Below are 16,602 nucleotides of genomic sequence, written 5' to 3' on the forward strand. Positions count from 1 at the left end.
TCTTTGAAATGTTGATTTTTGTAACGATAAAATGATCTTTTGAATTTTATCATCAGTGTTTAATGGGAAAAAAGCCAAACTAAAACAAGAACGCATAACTGACAAAAACTTCTTTATTCCTAAAAACGCTGAAGTTTTGTCGGATCGTTTGTTGTTGCCACACATTGCTAGAGCCAAAGTTTTTCCAACTTTGCGCGCTCAAGCTGTAATAAGGGATTTTTAACCCCACATTGAAGCGGTTGCGCTTGCCTATATACAAAGAACCCCCAAAATTCACAAAAAACCCCCCACCCGCTGCAAAAAATTTATCATCTTGATAGGTGTTTTGGTTTTGATATTGAGAACTCCACAATATTGCGTATTCCACCCCACCCCCACCAAACACGCCTATTTTAAAAAACAGCATTTTTTCTGTTTTTAAAGCGAGTTTTAAAAGGGTGTCTATAGGGAGATTAACAAACATGTTCACGTTCAAACCAAACGCCATGAAATGCCCGTTATTGAATAGGAAGTTTTGGGGGTTTGGGGTTTTTTGCAAATTCAAAGAGCCTTGAGTGTTTGAAGCAGGATCGTAGGTTTTAATCGCGCTTGGGTTATAATTTGTTTGGGATAAAAGGGTATCACCCCCCACTTTTTGACCCAATTGCGCTTTAGCGTATTCTATATCCCCCCACACCCTTAATCCTAAAATATGGTATTTATCAATAGCTATTTCATCGCCTATTTGCCCGGTATAAGACAGGTTTTTACCCCCCTTATAATGGGCTTCTAATTTCTCGCCATAACACACGCTGCTAGGGCAAGTGGGGTTGTCTTTATAAGCTTGTTGCCACATGCTTGTGAGCGCATTAGCCCCTGTGCCTAGCCTAAAACCCAAATAAATGTGGTTTTTCGTTTTAAAAAAAGGCGTTTTTTCAGCGGTATTGCCCCACAAAACCCCCAAACTGGCTAAAAAAACAAGCGCTTTCAAACGCTTTTTTGATTCAATTCTACCCATAATGGCACTTCACTTTGCAACATTTCTTGATTAAAAAATTCCTCTATACTCTCTCGCATGCTCTTTATTTCTGTAAGGGTATTGACGCAGTTGCGAAACGCGCTCGCTTGCATTTCGCCCTTAGCGTAAGCATGCAAATTTTTCCTGAACATGATTACCCCCCTATCCCCATAAAACTCCACCATTTTATCAAAATGTTCTAAAACCAAATCTTTTTTCACGACTGCGGGCAATTTTGTGGTGTTATTTCTGATTTGCCAAAATATCCATGGGGCTCTTAAGGCTGCTCGCCCTATCATTAGCCCATCAGCTTGCGTGATTTGCAAGACTTCAAAGGCTTTTTTCACGCTGTCAATTTCGCCATTGGCTATCACAGGCTTTTTTAAAATCCCTTTCATTAAAGCGATGCTTTCATAATCTATTTTGTCTTTTTGGTATTTGTCGCTTCGTGTCCTCCCATGCACCACCACATAATCCACCGGCGCGTCATTTAAAGCATGAGCGATTTCTTTAGGGATTTTTTGATCAAAGCCCAAACGCACTTTCACGCTTGTGATTTTTTTATTGGTGTTTTCTCTGATGATTTTTAAAAGCTTCACCAAGTGGTCTAAATCCTTTAACAGCCCGCTACCATTACCATGATTAGCCACTTTAGGAGCGGGGCAACCGCAATTAAAATCAATCCCACTCACATGCTCTAAAGCGTTGATTTTTTCAACCGCTTCTTTGACTACGCCCTCTTTAGAGCCTGAAATTTGCACCATGAAATGATCTTCTAAAGGGGATTTTTCTAACATTTTAGAAGTTTTATCAAACGCATACACTAACGAATGCGAGCTCACCATTTCGCTTGTGGTAACATCCACGCCAAATTTTTTCACCACGCTCCTGAAAGGCAAATCCGTATAGCCTGCTAAAGGGGCTAGAAAAAGCCATTTTTTATTCTTAAAGTCCATTCGCTCTCATATCAAAGTTTTTTGCTGTATTTTGACACAATCAAGGTTAAAAAGCGCTTTAAAACTTACCGCTTGATTAAAATGAAGCTCTTTGATCCATTAAACTCTGTTTGAAACGGGTTAAAAAATCATGCGTTGGTTGTTTTAAAAACTCTGCGTATAAAACAGGCCGTAAGCGTTTGGGGATATTCAACCTCCTGGCTCTGTCTTTAAAATCCTTTGGCATGCTTAAAGTTTTTTGGGGTTTAAGAGCGATAAACGCATGCTCTTTATCCTTTTCAATGATGAATTTTTGAGCGATTTCTAGGCTGAAAAAATGGCGTTTGATTTCTTCTTTTTGAGAAAAGCTCAACACATACCCCTTTTGCTTTAAGATTTTATCCACCATAAAAAGCACGTTTTGCGAATATTGGAAAAAAGTGATCCCATGCATTTGTGAAACGGGTGTTAAAGGATAAAGCCACTCTTTTTCTTTATCCAAAAATTTAAAACTTTGGATAATGCCCTTAGAATAATGTTGCATCAAGGAGTTAGCGTAATTTTTCCTGAAAACATTGCGTTTGAATTGTAAAGAAGAATTAGAACTATCTTCAAAAAATTTCAAATCTTTAGCGAGCGTTTTAAGGGTGTCTTTAGGGGTGTAGAGCAAGGGGCGAACAACCGCATAAAACCCTCTTTTTTCATAAGCCTGAAAGCTTAAAAGCGTGTTCAATCCAGATCCTTTGCTTAATTGCATCAAAAACCATTCCAGCCTATCGTTCAAGTGGTGCGCTAAAATCAAATGCTTGTAAGAATGCTCTTTGATCAAAGTTTCAAAAAAATCATAACGGATCTTTCTCGCTTGCATTTCAAAATTGCGCGCGATTTTTTGAGCGTAATGGATATAGCATTTTTTATGGTGTGTTTTTGCGAGTGTTTGAGCGTGTTGGATGATTTCAAGGCGTTGTTTTTGCGTGTTATAATCCACTAAAGCGATGTCAAAAGCGATGTTTTCTCCAACCAAAAGATGGAACAAGCAAGTAGAATCCAACCCACCCGAAAAACCCAATAAATTTTTCCCCTCTCTTAAAGACTCTAAATAGGGTTTTAAATCTCGTGCTATCAAATCGGCATTAAACATAGATTCAATCCATCGCATTTTTTCATGAAACTTCCTTGTGGGTTAAAATGCCTTTTAACAAGCTCACGCCTTCTATGCCTAAAATTTCATTCCTGAGTTTTTCCACTTCATGCAAACCTGGAGCTTTTTTTATGGACGGCTTCATTGCGGATTTTTTGAATGAGGGTGAGACTTTTTGAAAAAGGATAATTGATGAATCGGTTTAAGCTTTCTTCTAAATGGCATTGGACTTTTTCGTGCCTGAGTAAAAATTTAACGCTCCCAAGATTAGGTTTTTGAGTGAAAAAATCTTCAAGTATCAAAGATTTCCCTTGGACTTTATAATCTAAATCATAAAGGTTGGGATCTTTTGCGCAAGCCTTTAAAAGAATTTTTTTAGCAAAATGATAAATTTCGTGTTCTAAAGTTTTAGAGTATTTGACGATGATGCTGGTAAAATCATTCAAAAGATCGTTTTCGCTTTGTAAAAGCTCTAATTCTGCATGGATGATGTTATTGATGCTATCAGGGTGTAAGAGGTAAAAAAGCCTTTTGCCAAAAACAAAACGCATGAAATTTTCTTGCATCATTAAATATTCTTTGCTTTTATACACGCTCAAATAATGCTTTTCATCGCCTAGAAAATAAGAACGCTCTTTTTTTAATCTCACCGGCAAAGGATAGACATAATTATTCCCATAAATGGCGTAAGTGTGGTTGTTGGGCGCGATGAAATTGGCTAAAAATTGATCCCTTAAAAGGCTGAAGTCTTCCCTGACTAATTCCCTTAAATCGCTGATAATAAAAAAGTCTTCCACTTCCAAATTTTTTTCTTTATAATAACTAGGGATCAAACTCTCATCAATATCTTTAGAAACCTTTATCACCTTAGCGGCAAATAAATTAGCGTAATCGGTCAAAAAAAGCTGCAAAAAATTTTTTTCATTGGTGGCTTTGTAAATCTCTTCTAAAGAGTCGTGCTTTTCTTGATCGTTGAGCTTGGATCGGATTTTACCAAAACCCACTTGGGATTTTTCCTGTAAAACGCTTAAATGCTGTTGGATGACATCTTGTTGGTAGTAAGGATTGTAGAGGATTAAAAGGTGGTTCATGCCTTGTCTTACTTTAAGATTTCTTTAAGGTTTTGCTTGATCTCATCAGGATTTTGCTCGTATTCTTGGATGAGTTCTTTTAAAATTTCAAACAATTCGTCAAAATCCTGCGGGTATTCTTTCTTAAAACTCACGATCAAATCCAAAGTCTTACCCGCTTTACTTGATGGATCGTTTTCACCCTCAAAAGCGTTTTTCATATCCAAAACCACACTGGCAATGCGAGCGCTCTGCGCAGGGCTTGAAATGCGTTTACATAAAAATCCCTTAAGCGTATTTGCAAGCTTAAGAGATGAGCAAATTTTAGAAAACATGACCTTTCCTTATTAAAAGATTTAAAACACCGCTTACTAGCCAAAAACTAGCAAGCGTTCTAGCGTTGGCGCATTCGGTATTTTAACACAAATTCAGTCCATTCCTCTTTCAGGCTCAACTTCTATAAAATCTTCGCCGGTTTGAATCCATTTTTCAAATTCTTGATCCAACTCTTGCGTTTTTTTAATTTCTTCTTCAATTTCTTGAAAGGATTTTTCTAGTTCCAACGCGTTCGGGAAACATGTTTGTTTGAATTTGGCTTCATCATTGATGAGAGCTAAAATTTCTTTTTTTTGATTGTCAAAATTGGATTTCATTTCTTCTTTATTTTTTTCAAATTTTTCTATTTTTTGGTATTTGTTATAAGAATCCCATAATTCAAAAGCAATACCAATAAGCGGTAAAGCCTTGTTCAGGTTTCCTGCCAATTTTACAGCGTCCCAAGGTTTGAATTTGAAAGCCAGATCGATGCCCACGAATTTTCCCACAGCCGCTATCCCGTCTCTAACCAGTTTGATGTTAGTCGCATTGATAAACCCGCTTTGATTTAAAAGATTGGTTCCAATTTTCCCCAATGTTCCGGCTTGTTTTTCAAAAGAACTCAAATCGGCACCAAAACTCGTCTCGATTTTAGCCATTTCATTGAAAACCCCTTGCGTTTCTCTTGCAAATGCATTTTGGACTCTTGTTTCTATATTGATACCTTTATCGCCTATTTCTCTCATAGAGAAATCATTAAAGGTTTCTAGGCTGGTGCCAGAAACTTGAGCGATGAGACCGCTAAAATACCTCGTTATAAATTCTCTTAAATTCGCGCGGGCTTGAGAAATTTCGCCCTCTAAATTTTGAATCTCCTTTAGCCTTTTCTCCATCGCTTTATTCAAATCTTCCAATTCTCTCTTAATATCTTGTCGCTCTTGTTTTGCAAGCGGCATTTGCCTATAGATAACATCTTGAATGATGCTTTTTTTGGCTTCTTCTATGATGGTTAATTTCCCGCCATTTTCTTTAATCTTTTTTTGCGTCGCGTCTTGCAAAGTTTTGATATGCGAAAGATTTTGGAATTCTTCTTTATGCTCTAGCCAGTGTTCAACCCCCAAATCATAAGGGTTTGCAGCGACAGCGACAATACTCAAACTCTCTTTTTCTTCTTCGCTTAAAGAAATGAGATTATTTAGTCGGTTTTGAACGTTTTCTTTTTTGATTTTAAATCTTTTGTTGTAATCTTCTTCATCTTTAATATCCGCTTCTTCATCAAAACGGCTGATGACAAAAATCGTCCTAGATAAAAGATTGAGCGTCCTGAACAACCAATTCAAATCGTCCTTATGGCTGTCTTTGATGGGGTTTGACGGGTTGAGCGCGTATAAAATGAGATGGGCTTCGCTGACATATTTTTTGGTAATATCTTTATAGTGCTCTATTTTGCCGCTATCGTGTTCTTTTTGTTTAAACCCGTATAATCCTGGGGTATCAACCAACTCCATTTCATTGTCTATGTCATAGATTTTAACTGCATCGCTTGATTCTTGATGGGCTATCTTCATGCTCTCATCCAAGCGATCGATCCAAGCTGCCGCTATGGATGTTTTTCCTTCAGAAAAACCTCCCACTAAAGCCACTTTCAATTTTTGATCGGCAACATTTTCCATCGCATTACGGATTTTGTCTTTGAGAGACTCTTCAATCTGGATGCCGTATTTCTCTCCAGTATGGATAAAATCAAGCAATTTTTTAAGATTTTCTTGATTCCTCTTTTGATTTGCTTTAAATTGTTCTAGCGTTTCATTCATTGAACGATCCTTTGTTTTAATGTGGTTTTGATGCGATCAGCTAAGCGCCATAAGTCTTCGCCGGCCTTTATTAGCCCTTCCCTCATGCATTTGCGATTATCAACAAGATCGTTAAGCCTAGCTTTTAAGTGTTCAATCTTTCCAAATGTGGCTTTTTTGCCGCTTTCAATCTGGTTTCTCACATCCTCTTCAATTTTTTCACAAACTTTATCTAAATTCTTATCCACTTCTTTTCTTTGTTGGGATTTTTTATAGTCTGAATCAAAAAAAACTCCACACTGATTTAACTATCCCAATTACTCCTAAAACCAATCCTCCAATTAGTGCAATCCCACCTACTACAGGCGTTAGTGAAAGCAAAGCCAAACCTCCTATTGAAGCGAATAAGCCTATTTTATTAATACCGCTATCAATATTGAAATAAAAACCACTATCAATGTTGATGCGATTTAAATTGACTAGAGAATCTTTAATCCTTTCTTCAAATTGTTCAATATCTTTTTTTATCTCTTCAACAAATCGTTCCTTGCATTCATTAGAACGCCGTTTTATGTTTTCACCCGATTTTTCCGTGCCTTTTTGGAGTTCATGTTTAAACATTGTTTTACATTCCTTATTTTCAATACCTTTTTCAATGCGCGCATGCATTTCTTCTCTAAAACCAACTTTGAATCGCTCTTTTTCTTCGGACACTGATTTTTCTAAATTGGATATAAATTTTCCTTTAGAACGATCCAATCTGTCGCAAACTTCTTGGTGGTGGTTCTTTATTTCTCTGATGGTTGGATCGATCTGTCTGTTAATCGTGGTTTTGATCGCTTCTTGTAATTTTTCTATCGCCTTTAAGGCCTTGTTGCAGTTGGATTTCATGATTTTTTTGCGTGAGTTTTTAAGAAGCTCTTCGGCTATAAATCCACCTAATTGTTGGAAACGGCTTTTATAATAATTCTTCCGCTTTAAAAAAATCTAAAAATTTTTGTTTGTTTTTATAAAAATCACTCTCTTGCAGCAACGCTGATGAAAGGCCATAAAAAGCCATTTGGGTGCTGACTATTTGATATCCCTCGTAGTGTTTGCCTAAAATGTTTTTCATTTCTTTATTTAAAATTTTTAAGCTTTCTTTTTCGCTTTCATCAATAAGCCCATCTTTTAAGGCTCTTAGGTTGTTAATTGGCTTATTGTATAGGGTATATATCTCTGTTTGCGAATCAAGTTGCTTTTGAATCTTTTCAATCGTCCCCTCTTTTCCCTCTTCTCCTTTTTGCGGAGGGGTGGGCTTTTTGGTAACGTAAAAAATAGCATGGGCTTTTTGTGTAGCGTTAGAAATTTGCTGAATAACTTTTTTTCATCGCCTTCTATCCCTGGAACATCAAGCAAAGTAAAGGTTTTGTTGCCGTGCTTAAGGGTGTAAGATTTGGTTTCTGTAGTGAAATCGCTCCTCCCATCGCCCATGATCGCTCCATCTTGGAATTTTTCCAGTGTTGAAAGAGCATGCCCGCTACCTCTATGATTTTTCTCTGAATAGAGCCGCTTGAATCGCTCTTGTTCATTCATTTTGCTTCGTTCTTCAAAAAACAGCCTCAAGCATTCAATGAGGGTTGATTTCCCCGCACCGGTTTCCCCATAAAAGGCAATAGTAAAATTTTCCCACTCTTCATTATTTTTTAAACTTTCAAGCTCTTTTAAGCTTTCCAATTCTAATTTTTGAAACACCCCCAACGCTTCTTGGTTGGATTTTTTCAGTCTTTCATCTTTATCATCAGTGTTTTTAAAAATATTTTGGAGCTTTTCAATATTGGCTTTCACATCAAAATAAATGTTTTTCATTTTTGCCTCTTGCCTCAAACGCATTTTTCTGACGCATTTTAACAAAAAAACGCAAACCCCCACGCTCTGGCCACGCTTCTAGCCTTATGGCTAGCCTTTAAAAAGGGCTTAAAACCTTAGCGAGTAAGATATTGTCTTTAAACGCACTAGGCACAATCGTGTAATGCCCGGGTTTTAAAGGGGTGGTTAGTTCGCTGTCGTTGATCAAGATTTCCCCATCCACTTCAGGCGCCCATCTCAAATCCCTAGCTTTGTAAAAATACTCGCCCTCTTTATTTTCCACTAACGCCTTAATGGGCTTATTCAACAAAGCTTTAAAGGAGTTGTTTTGGTGTTTTAAAGCGATTTTATTCAAGGCTTTGATGCGGGCGTTGATGATTTTTTTAGGCACTTTCCCTAAAGAATAGGCATGCGTGTTTTCTTCAGCACTGAAAGCAAAAATATTCAACCGGTCAAACCGAAACTCGTCTAAAAACGCACTCAATTCTTCAAACTCGCCCTCACTTTCTTCCGGATGCCCCACAATGATCGTGCTTCTGATAAAGCTTTCTTTAACCTGCTTCATGGCATTTAAAAGCTTTAAATGGTGCGCTTGACTGGAGTTGCGCCGCATCTTTTTAAGCATGGAGTCGCTGATATGCTGGATGGGCATGTCAAAATAATTTTGGAAAATGGGCGAACTTTCAATCGCGCCAATAAGCTCTAAAGTGGTGCTAGAGGGGTAGAGGTATAAGATTCGAGCACTCTTTAAGGCTTGCTGTTTGTCAATCGCTCTGATGAGCTGGATCAAGCCGTCTTTTTGCCCCTTATCGTATAAAAAGGAGCTAGAATCTTGAGCGATAAAAGTCATATCCTTATAACCCTTAAGAGCCAGATCTTGCACTTCTTTTAAAATGGAGTTTAATTCCCTGCTTTGCAATTTCCCCTTAAAGCTAGGGATAGCGCAAAAAGAGCATTTTTGATTACAACCCTCAGAAATTTTAACATAAGCATGCACGCTCGATCCCGTGATGATGCGCGCGTTATAATGCTCGCTTAAAAACACTTGCTCGCTGAACTGGTTTTGTTTTTTAGCAATCATTATATCAATCTTGTCATAATCGCCCACGCCGGTAAAAATATCCACTTCAGGGATCAGCTCTTTGATTTCATCTTTATAGCGTTCGCTCAAGCACCCGCTCGCAATCAAAATCGCCCCCTCTTTTTTGTCTTTAGCGGCGTTTAGAATGGTTTGGATGCTCTCTTGTTTAGCGCTTTCAATAAAACCGCAAGTGTTGATCAAAATCACATCGGCGTTTTTGGTGTCGTTGGTGAGCGTGTAGTTATAAAGCTTGCCTAACATCACCTCTGAATCCACCAAATTTTTAGAGCAACCTAATGAGATCAGGCAGAGTTGTTTGTTTTCTTTAATTTGCATGTTAATGGCTTTTTAAGTTTTTCAAATCCACTTCCCAAAAGAAATCAATCCATTCAGGAGCGTCTTTTAAAAACGCATCGGCTTTGTATTTTGCGCTTGTTTTTTGGAACAGACTCGCGCTATAAAACTTTTTATCAGGGTGTTTATTTTGCAACACTTTAAGCACCGCTTCTAAAGAATTACCGCTATCTACGATTTCATCTACCACAAGAATGGTTTTCAGACGCTCTTTGATCGTGGGGATATTTTCAATTTTTAGGGCGTTTTGTCGGTTGGTGGTGTCATAAGAAATCGCATTGATGCCATAAACTTCCCTTAAATTCCAGCGCAAACTCAAAAAATGCACTAAAGTCATGCCCCCTCGCATCACGCACACAAGGGCTTCTGGGACACCGCAAATGCGCTCTACTTGTTTGACTAATTCTAGGCTGTCTTTCAAAAAGGTTTCATAAGAATAATGCATTGTGATCCTTAAATTTCATAATATTGCTTCAAAAAGGTTGTATTCGCCGCGCCGTCAAATCCCCTTAAATTCAAATCGTTTAGGGCTAATTCTAGGGCGTTTAAAGCGTAAGCGCTTTTATAAACAGGAATGATCCCCATGTGGTTGATACGAATGAGCGCGTCTTTATAAGGCTCTTGACCGCCCGCAAATTGCACCTGGTATTTTTCTTTTAAAAGGTTCCTCAATTCTTTGGCATGCTCGTTAATAATCGTTGTCATGCTCAAGCTCGGGCTTTTAGGGAAAATCTTTAAACCTAACGCTAAAACGGCTTTTTGAGTGGCCAAAGCGGTTTTTTTAGTCTCTCTATAAAGCGCTTCAAAGCCCCCTAAATTTTGCACCAATTCAAAATAGCGTTGCAACCCTAAAGTGTGTAAAATAGGAGCGGTGTAGCTTGTGGTGTTATTCCTTTGGTTTTTCAATTCGCTCTTTAAATTGAAATAAAACCCCACATTGCGTTCTTCTATGCGTTCAATTGCCTTCTGGCTCAATGCGACTAGGCTCATCGCAGGAGGCAGCATGAACGCTTTTTGACTCCCTCCAATGAGCGCATCAATATGCGTTATTTCTAAAGGCTCAACCCCTAAAGCGGTGATAGCATCTACTATCACAAAAATATTCGGGTTAGTTTCTTTAATCGCTTGAGCGATTTTTTCTACAGGGTGTCGTAACCCCCCACTAGACTCGCATGCTTGAATGCAAAACGCATCAATGTTAGGGTTGGCTTTAAGCGCGTTTAATACCCCATCCACTTGAGCTGGCGTGTCCCATTCATAGACTAATTCATGGGCTTTGATAAAATGGGCTTTAGCGATCTTGCCAAACCTTTCGCCAAACTTGCCCGCATTAACAAAAAGCAACTCTTTTTGACACAAGGAAAGCACGCTCGCTTCCATAGCCCCTGTCCCGCTACTATTTAAAAGCAAGACTTCTTCTAAACCGGTCATTTTTTTTAAATTTTCTCGCACGCTTTGGAAAATCTTTTCAAAATCTTTAGTGCGGTGGTGGGGCATTGGCTGAGAAAAGCTTGAGCGCATCTCTTCGCTAATGGCTACAGGGCCTGGAGTGAAAAGCAACATTTTAACATTAACCTTTAATTTTTGAGAGAATTTAAAAGTTATCATACTAAAACGCGCTTAAAATTAAGCCTTATTGTTTAAGAAAATCGCTTTTTAATGCAAATAAAATGCTAAAATGCCATGATTTAAAAAGAATTTAAGGCAATGATTGGATAAATTTGGTCTTCGTGCGTGTTTTCTGACCCTTTTTTTTAGCGGGTATTCTAAAAAAGCTCCAGGAACGATAGGGAGTTTAGTAGCGTTGTTACTAGGCTTACCTATTTTAATTTTTTCGGCTAACACTTTGTTTTTAGGGGCGGTTTTGATTGGGCTTATCGCTATCGCTCAAATAGATAAGGAAGAAGAAGAGAGCAAGATCCATGACAGCTCTTACATTGTGATAGACGAATTAGTGGGCATGTGGCTGGCGATGGCAATTAGCGGGTTATCGTTAGCGGGCGTGGTTTTGAGTTTTATCTTTTTTAGGATCTATGATATCACTAAGCCCTCACTCATTGGCAAAATAGACAAAGAAGTTAAAGGGGGCTTAGGGGTTGTGGCTGATGACGCTTTAGCGGGTGTTTTAGCCGGATTGAGCGCGTTGTTAGTCATCCATATTTTGGGATTTTTTAACATTAAACTTTAATTTAAGAAAATTCAAAAGCCTTTTTTTAGGTAAATATAGATAGACTTTTAGGTAAATATAGATAGACTTTTAGGTAAATATAGATAGACTTTATTGCAATCGTTTTTAGGGAGTTTGATTGTGGAGTTTTGCGTTTTATTTGGTGGGGCGAGTTTTGAGCATGAAATCAGCATTGTGAGCGCGATTGCGCTTAAAGAAGCACTAAAGGATAGGATTAAATATTTTATTTTTTTAGACGAAAACCATCATTTTTATTTGATTGAAGAATCTGACATGCATTCAAAATACTTCGCTCAAATCAAAGAAAAAAAATTACCCCCCCTAATCCTTGCGCATAATGGTTTGCTCAAAAACTCGTTTTTAGGCGCTAAAACGATAGAATTGCCTTTAGTGATCAATCTTGTGCATGGGGGCGATGGCGAAGACGGGAAATTAGCGAGTTTGTTAGAATTTTATCGTATCGCTTTTATAGGCCCTAGGGTTGAAGCGAGCGTGTTGAGTTATAACAAATATTTAACCAAGCTTTATGCTAAAGACTTAGGGGTAAAGACTTTAGATTATGTTCTTTTGAATGAAAAAAACCGCGCTAACGCCCTGGATTTGATGAACTTTAATCTTCCTTTCATAATCAAGCCTAATAGCGCTGGGAGCTCTTTAGGGGTGAGCGTGGTGAAAGAAGAAAAAGAATTGATTTACGCTTTAGACGGCGCGTTTGAATATTCTAAAGAGGTCTTAATAGAGCCTTTCATTCAAGGAGTGAAAGAATACAATTTAGCCGGTTGCAAGATCAAAAAGGATTTTTGTTTTTCCTATGTTGAAGAGCCTAACAAACAGGAATTTTTAGATTTCAAACAAAAATATTTGGATTTTTCACGCACCAAAGCCCCTAAAGCGAATCTTTCTAACGCCCTAGAAGAACAATTAAAAGAAAATTTTAAAAAACTCTATAACGATTTGTTTGATGGCGCGATCATTCGTTGCGATTTTTTTGTCATAGAAAATGAAGTGTATCTTAATGAGATCAACCCCATTCCTGGCAGTTTGGCCAATTATTTGTTTGATGATTTTAAAACAACGCTAGAAAATTTAGCGCAATCATTACCCAAAACCCCTAAAATCCAAATCAAAAACTCTTATTTGTTGCAAATCCAAAAGAATAAGTAATGGCCAAACGCAGTATCGCTTATTTGGATAGCGTTTTTGACATTTCCTACACTTTTATAGACCACCATAGCCCTTTAAACGCCTTGTTTTTGCATGGTTGGGGGAGCTCTAAGGAAATCATGCAGCAAGCGTTTCAAGGCTGTTTTTTGAATTACAACCATTTGTATGTGGATTTGCCAGGCTTCAATCAAAGCCCTAACGATGAAAAAGTTTTAGAAACTAAAGATTATGCCAATATCATCAACCTGTTCTTAAAAAGCGTGGGTAAAAAAGCGCATGTAGCCTTTGGGCATAGCTTTGGAGGGAAAGTAGCGATCTTGTGTGAAAACGAACAAATTGTTTTGTTGAGCAGCGCAGGGATCTTAGAGCCAAAACCCTTAAAAGTGCGTTGTAAAATCCTTTTAGCTAAAATCTTTAAAAAATTAGGCTTGAATTTAGGGTTTTTGAGGAGTAAGGACGCTATGGGGCTTAATCAAGCGATGTATGAAACCTTTAAAAAAGTGATTAGCGAAGACTTTAGCGATCATTTCAAACGATGCGAGAAAGAAGTTTTATTATTTTGGGGTAAAGATGATAAAGCAACCCCCTTAAGCTCCGCTCAAAAAATGCAAACCTTATTGAAAAGAAGCGCGTTATTCGTTTTAGAAGGGGATCATTTCTTTTTTTTAAACCAAGCAAAAGAGGTTGAAAAACTAGTGGAGAATTATCATCATGCAAAGTCTTAGTTGGCTGAATTTAGCGTTTCGTTGGCTCTTTATAACAGGGCTTGGCTATTATATAATGACTTTATTGCAATGGTATCATTACAGCGTGTTCAGGATCTTAACCAAGCACCATAAAATGCGTTGGCATGGGATTTATTTTTTATGGCCTTTAGGGGTGTTTATCCTATCGTATGCTTTCAAAGTGCCGTATGTTTTGGATTTCTTTTGCGGCGTTATTCAAATACCCATGCTCCTTGTTTGGGCCAAACGCAACGACAAGCCTTTAGTTTTCACGCCAAGGGTGAAGCGCTTTTTTATCTTCTTATTGTTATTTTTGATCTTGCATGAAATCTTAAATACAGAATTAGTCCCTTTGAATGGGGTTTCGCTCGCGCTAGGCTATTTGTGTTTATTCACATTCGTTTTAAGCGCTTCTTTAATCTTTGAAAAAGTCTTATCCAAGCGGTATTTGCAAATTGCTAAAGATAAAATCACCTCTTTAAAGAATTTAAAAGTCATCGCCATTACCGGAAGCTTTGGGAAAACCAGCACCAAAAATTTCTTGCTTCAAATCTTACAAACCACATTCAACGCGCATGCAAGCCCCAAAAGCGTCAATACCCTTTTAGGGCTTGCGAATGATATTAACCAGAATTTAGACGATAGGAGTGAAATCTATATCGCTGAAGCCGGGGCAAGGAATAAGGGCGATATTAAAGAAATCACCCGCCTCATTGAACCGCACCTTGCTGTGGTCGCAGAAGTGGGCGAACAGCATTTAGAATATTTTAAAACTTTAGAAAATATTTGCGAGACTAAAGCGGAATTATTGGATTCCAAACGATTAGAAAAAGCCTTTTGTTACTCTGTAGAAAAAATCAAACCCTATGCCCCTAAAGATAGCCCTTTAACAGACTATTCTAGCCTGGTTAAAAACATCCAATCCACTTTAAAAGGCACTTCTTTTGAAATGCTTATAGACAGCATTTGGGAAAGCTTTGAAACGAAAGTTTTAGGCAAATTTAACGCTTATAATATCGCTTCAGCCATTTTGATCGCTAAACATTTAGGACTAGAAACCGAAAGGATCAAACGGCTTGTTTTGGAACTCAACCCTATTGCCCATCGTTTGCAACTTTTGGAAGTGAATCAAAAAATCATCATAGACGATAGCTTTAATGGGAATTTAAAGGGCATGTTAGAGGGCATTCGTTTAGCGAGTTTGCACAAAGGGCGTAAAGTCATCGTAACACCGGGATTAGTGGAAAGCAATACAGAAAGTAATGAGACTTTAGCGCAAAAAATAGACGGGGTTTTTGATGTCGCTATCATCACAGGGGAGTTGAACTCCAAAACGATTGCTTCCAAATTAAAAACCCCCCAAAAAATCTTACTCAAGGATAAGGTGCAATTGGAAAATATCTTACAAGCCACCACGATTCAAGGCGATTTGATTTTATTCGCTAATGACGCCCCCAATTACATTTAGGAAATGAACATGCAACATTTATACGCTCCTTGGCGCGAAAGTTATTTAAAAGAGAAAAATAAGAGTTGTGTCTTTTGTGAAATTTCTCAAAACCCCACAAAAGATTCAGAAAACAGAGTGCTTTATAGAAATAGCGATCTCTTTGTGGTGATGAACGCCTACCCTTATAACCCAGGGCATTTGTTGATCATTCCCCATGCGCATCAAGCGAGCGTTGAACTTTTAGAAATGAATACTTGGCTGAACATGAATAAATTAGCGCCTAAAATTTTAAAAGCGTTGTATGCTTATGGCGCTCAAGGGATCAATTTAGGTTTGAATTTGCACAGAAACGCCGGAGCAGGGATTCCTGAGCATTTGCACATGCATTTAGTGCCTAGGTTTTTAGGCGATAGCAATTTTATAAGCGTTATCGCTCAAACCAGGGTGTGCGGGATTGATTTAAATGAAACCTATCTTACCTTAAAAAACTTATTAGAAAAGGAGCTTCATTGAAAACAAACGCTTTTAGTTTGGGTGCGCTACAATTGATTTTAATTCATTTTAGGGAGTGTCAGCGATGAAGGCGCGTGGGTTTAAGACAAAGATGCGTGGTTTTAAGATTTTTTCAGGGAGCGCTCACCCTGCATTTGGCAAAGAAGTGTCAAAGCATTTAGGCTTTCCCTTATCCAAAGCGGTGATAGGCAAATTCAGCGATGGCGAAATCAATATCCAAATCAGCGAATCGGTGCGCGGTAAGGATATTTTTATTGTCCAGCCCACTTGCGTGCCGGTCAATGACAATTTAATGGAATTGTTAGTCATGGTAGATGCTTTAAGGCGCAGTTCGGCCAATTCTATCACAGCGGTGTTGCCGTATTTTGGCTACGCCAGACAGGACAGAAAAGCGGCTCCAAGAGTGCCTATCACGGCTAAAATGGTCGCTAATTTGATGCAAGAAGTGGGGATTGAAAGGATCATTACGATGGATTTGCATGCCGGGCAAATCCAAGGCTTTTTTGATGTGCCGGTGGATAATTTATACGGATCTATCGTCTTTAGAGATTATATCCGCTCTAAAGCGTTAAAAAACCCTGTGATCGCTAGCCCTGATGTGGGTGGGGTTACAAGAGCCAGGTATTTTGCCAATCAAATGGGATTAGATTTAATCATCGTGGATAAGCGCCGTGAAAAAGCTAATGAAAGCGAAGTGATGAATATTATCGGCTCAGCAGAGGGGCGCGATGTGATTTTGGTGGATGATATGATTGATACCGCAGGCACGATCTGTAAAGCCGCTTTGGCCTTAAAAGAGCAAGGGGCAACTTCTGTCATGGCGTTAGGCACGCATGCGGTTTTGAGCGGGAATGCGATCAAGCGCATTAAAGAAAGCGCGTTAGATGAAGTGGTGGTAACCAACTCTATCCCTTTAGTTCAAAAATGCGATAAAATCACCACCTTAAGCGTAGCGCCCTTATTTGCGGAAGTGATCAGAAGGATTTATCATAACGAAAGCGTCCAATCGCTTTTCACTTAAAAAGGGG

Annotated in this window: 18 protein-coding genes and 1 pseudogene; 6 read left to right on the forward strand and 13 right to left on the reverse strand. The window is 38.4% G+C overall.

The features are described from left to right. Nucleotides 1–79 precede the first annotated feature (79 nt). From DV63_RS13285 to DV63_RS13340, 13 genes and pseudogenes are all read right to left on the reverse strand, one after another. Nucleotides 80–997: an outer membrane beta-barrel protein gene (locus tag DV63_RS13285; RefSeq protein ID WP_000532552.1), complete on the reverse strand. Its 918-nt coding sequence runs from the start codon at nucleotides 995–997 to the stop codon at nucleotides 80–82. Next, nucleotides 967–1,953 carry a tRNA dihydrouridine synthase gene (locus DV63_RS13290; protein ID WP_000346187.1) on the reverse strand — a complete coding sequence of 329 codons (987 nt, stop codon included), beginning with the start codon at nucleotides 1,951–1,953 and terminating at the stop codon, nucleotides 967–969. The genes DV63_RS13285 and DV63_RS13290 overlap by 31 nt, the downstream gene beginning before the upstream one ends. Before the next feature lie 76 nt (nucleotides 1,954–2,029). Next, the gene (gene tilS / locus DV63_RS13295; RefSeq protein ID WP_000481238.1) at nucleotides 2,030–3,073 is read right to left on the reverse strand and encodes a tRNA lysidine(34) synthetase TilS; all 1,044 of its coding nucleotides are present in this window, start codon (nucleotides 3,071–3,073) and stop codon (nucleotides 2,030–2,032) included. 22 nt (nucleotides 3,074–3,095) lie between these two features. Further along, nucleotides 3,096–4,164: pseudogene (locus tag DV63_RS13300) on the reverse strand (HP0729 family protein). 8 nt (nucleotides 4,165–4,172) lie between these two features. Next, entirely contained in the window at nucleotides 4,173–4,478 is a 306-nt protein-coding gene (locus DV63_RS13305; RefSeq protein ID WP_000491696.1) for a hypothetical protein, read from the reverse strand. A 93-nt stretch (nucleotides 4,479–4,571) separates the two neighbouring features. Further along, nucleotides 4,572–6,272 carry a LeoA/HP0731 family dynamin-like GTPase gene (locus DV63_RS13310; protein WP_001006078.1) on the reverse strand — a complete coding sequence of 567 codons (1,701 nt, stop codon included), beginning with the start codon at nucleotides 6,270–6,272 and terminating at the stop codon, nucleotides 4,572–4,574. Further along, nucleotides 6,269–6,499 carry a hypothetical protein gene (locus tag DV63_RS18705; RefSeq protein ID WP_017179690.1) on the reverse strand — a complete coding sequence of 77 codons (231 nt, stop codon included), beginning with the start codon at nucleotides 6,497–6,499 and terminating at the stop codon, nucleotides 6,269–6,271. Before DV63_RS18705 ends, DV63_RS13310 begins: the two co-directional genes overlap by 4 nt. Before the next feature lie 34 nt (nucleotides 6,500–6,533). Then, nucleotides 6,534–7,142 carry a hypothetical protein gene (locus tag DV63_RS18710; protein WP_017179689.1) on the reverse strand — a complete coding sequence of 203 codons (609 nt, stop codon included), beginning with the start codon at nucleotides 7,140–7,142 and terminating at the stop codon, nucleotides 6,534–6,536. 67 nt (nucleotides 7,143–7,209) lie between these two features. Next, entirely contained in the window at nucleotides 7,210–7,365 is a 156-nt protein-coding gene (locus DV63_RS18715; protein WP_017179688.1) for a hypothetical protein, read from the reverse strand. Nucleotides 7,366–7,430: 65 nt separating this feature from the next. Beyond that, nucleotides 7,431–8,099 carry an AAA family ATPase gene (locus tag DV63_RS18720; protein ID WP_423750045.1) on the reverse strand — a complete coding sequence of 223 codons (669 nt, stop codon included), beginning with the start codon at nucleotides 8,097–8,099 and terminating at the stop codon, nucleotides 7,431–7,433. 97 nt (nucleotides 8,100–8,196) lie between these two features. Next, nucleotides 8,197–9,516, reverse strand: a complete 1,320-nt coding sequence (gene rimO / locus DV63_RS13330) for a 30S ribosomal protein S12 methylthiotransferase RimO (protein ID WP_001165888.1) — start codon at nucleotides 9,514–9,516, stop codon at nucleotides 8,197–8,199. A 1-nt stretch (nucleotide 9,517) separates the two neighbouring features. Continuing rightward, a complete protein-coding gene (locus DV63_RS13335; RefSeq protein WP_000559473.1) occupies nucleotides 9,518–9,979 on the reverse strand; it encodes a phosphoribosyltransferase in 462 nt (153 codons plus the stop codon). Between the two features lie 8 nt (nucleotides 9,980–9,987). After that, nucleotides 9,988–11,097 carry a pyridoxal-phosphate-dependent aminotransferase family protein gene (locus DV63_RS13340; RefSeq protein ID WP_031202397.1) on the reverse strand — a complete coding sequence of 370 codons (1,110 nt, stop codon included), beginning with the start codon at nucleotides 11,095–11,097 and terminating at the stop codon, nucleotides 9,988–9,990. A 148-nt stretch (nucleotides 11,098–11,245) separates the two neighbouring features. On the opposite strand from DV63_RS13340, the gene DV63_RS13345 reads away from it, so the two are divergent. The 6 genes from DV63_RS13345 to DV63_RS13370 all read left to right on the forward strand — a co-directional run bounded on the left by DV63_RS13345 (nucleotide 11,246) and on the right by DV63_RS13370 (nucleotide 16,595). Next, a complete protein-coding gene (locus DV63_RS13345; RefSeq protein WP_000357104.1) occupies nucleotides 11,246–11,722 on the forward strand; it encodes a phosphatidylglycerophosphatase A family protein in 477 nt (158 codons plus the stop codon). A 120-nt stretch (nucleotides 11,723–11,842) separates the two neighbouring features. Next, nucleotides 11,843–12,886, forward strand: a complete 1,044-nt coding sequence (locus DV63_RS13350) for a D-alanine--D-alanine ligase (protein ID WP_020982420.1) — start codon at nucleotides 11,843–11,845, stop codon at nucleotides 12,884–12,886. Further along, complete coding sequence (gene estV / locus DV63_RS13355) at nucleotides 12,886–13,611, forward strand: lipase EstV (RefSeq protein WP_001129399.1); 726 nt, start codon at nucleotides 12,886–12,888, stop codon at nucleotides 13,609–13,611. The genes DV63_RS13350 and estV overlap by 1 nt, the downstream gene beginning before the upstream one ends. Further along, on the forward strand, nucleotides 13,598–15,079 hold the full coding sequence (locus DV63_RS13360) for a Mur ligase family protein (RefSeq protein ID WP_001191340.1): 1,482 nt from the start codon (nucleotides 13,598–13,600) through the stop codon (nucleotides 15,077–15,079). Before estV ends, DV63_RS13360 begins: the two co-directional genes overlap by 14 nt. Nucleotides 15,080–15,088: 9 nt before the next feature. Beyond that, nucleotides 15,089–15,574: an HIT family protein gene (locus DV63_RS13365; RefSeq protein WP_001164391.1), complete on the forward strand. Its 486-nt coding sequence runs from the start codon at nucleotides 15,089–15,091 to the stop codon at nucleotides 15,572–15,574. Between the two features lie 64 nt (nucleotides 15,575–15,638). Continuing rightward, nucleotides 15,639–16,595, forward strand: coding sequence for a ribose-phosphate pyrophosphokinase (locus DV63_RS13370; protein WP_000647446.1), 957 nt, complete (start codon nucleotides 15,639–15,641; stop codon nucleotides 16,593–16,595). The last annotated feature ends 7 nt before the right edge of the window (nucleotides 16,596–16,602 follow it).

This window comes from Helicobacter pylori FD535 (assembly GCF_000296015.2).
In the GTDB taxonomy this organism is placed as follows: domain Bacteria; phylum Campylobacterota; class Campylobacteria; order Campylobacterales; family Helicobacteraceae; genus Helicobacter; species Helicobacter pylori_CT.

What these genes read in the sequence shown, in the direction of transcription:
- DV63_RS13305 (WP_000491696.1), bottom strand. Translation starts at nt 4,478, where the DNA reads ATGTTTTCTAAAATTTGCTCATCTCTTAAGCTTGCAAATACGCTTAAG.
- tilS (WP_000481238.1), bottom strand. Translation starts at nt 3,073, where the DNA reads ATGTTTAATGCCGATTTGATAGCACGAGATTTAAAACCCTATTTAGAG.
- DV63_RS13360 (WP_001191340.1), top strand. Translation starts at nt 13,598, where the DNA reads ATGCAAAGTCTTAGTTGGCTGAATTTAGCGTTTCGTTGGCTCTTTATA.
- DV63_RS13290 (WP_000346187.1), bottom strand. Translation starts at nt 1,953, where the DNA reads ATGGACTTTAAGAATAAAAAATGGCTTTTTCTAGCCCCTTTAGCAGGC.
- estV (WP_001129399.1), top strand. Translation starts at nt 12,886, where the DNA reads ATGGCCAAACGCAGTATCGCTTATTTGGATAGCGTTTTTGACATTTCC.
- DV63_RS18710 (WP_017179689.1), bottom strand. Translation starts at nt 7,142, where the DNA reads ATGAAATCCAACTGCAACAAGGCCTTAAAGGCGATAGAAAAATTACAA.
- DV63_RS13335 (WP_000559473.1), bottom strand. Translation starts at nt 9,979, where the DNA reads ATGCATTATTCTTATGAAACCTTTTTGAAAGACAGCCTAGAATTAGTC.
- DV63_RS13285 (WP_000532552.1), bottom strand. Translation starts at nt 997, where the DNA reads ATGGGTAGAATTGAATCAAAAAAGCGTTTGAAAGCGCTTGTTTTTTTA.
- DV63_RS13310 (WP_001006078.1), bottom strand. Translation starts at nt 6,272, where the DNA reads ATGAATGAAACGCTAGAACAATTTAAAGCAAATCAAAAGAGGAATCAA.
- DV63_RS13370 (WP_000647446.1), top strand. Translation starts at nt 15,639, where the DNA reads ATGAAGGCGCGTGGGTTTAAGACAAAGATGCGTGGTTTTAAGATTTTT.
- rimO (WP_001165888.1), bottom strand. Translation starts at nt 9,516, where the DNA reads ATGCAAATTAAAGAAAACAAACAACTCTGCCTGATCTCATTAGGTTGC.
- DV63_RS18720 (WP_423750045.1), bottom strand. Translation starts at nt 8,099, where the DNA reads ATGAAAAACATTTATTTTGATGTGAAAGCCAATATTGAAAAGCTCCAA.
- DV63_RS13365 (WP_001164391.1), top strand. Translation starts at nt 15,089, where the DNA reads ATGCAACATTTATACGCTCCTTGGCGCGAAAGTTATTTAAAAGAGAAA.
- DV63_RS13340 (WP_031202397.1), bottom strand. Translation starts at nt 11,097, where the DNA reads ATGTTGCTTTTCACTCCAGGCCCTGTAGCCATTAGCGAAGAGATGCGC.
- DV63_RS18715 (WP_017179688.1), bottom strand. Translation starts at nt 7,365, where the DNA reads ATGAAAAACATTTTAGGCAAACACTACGAGGGATATCAAATAGTCAGC.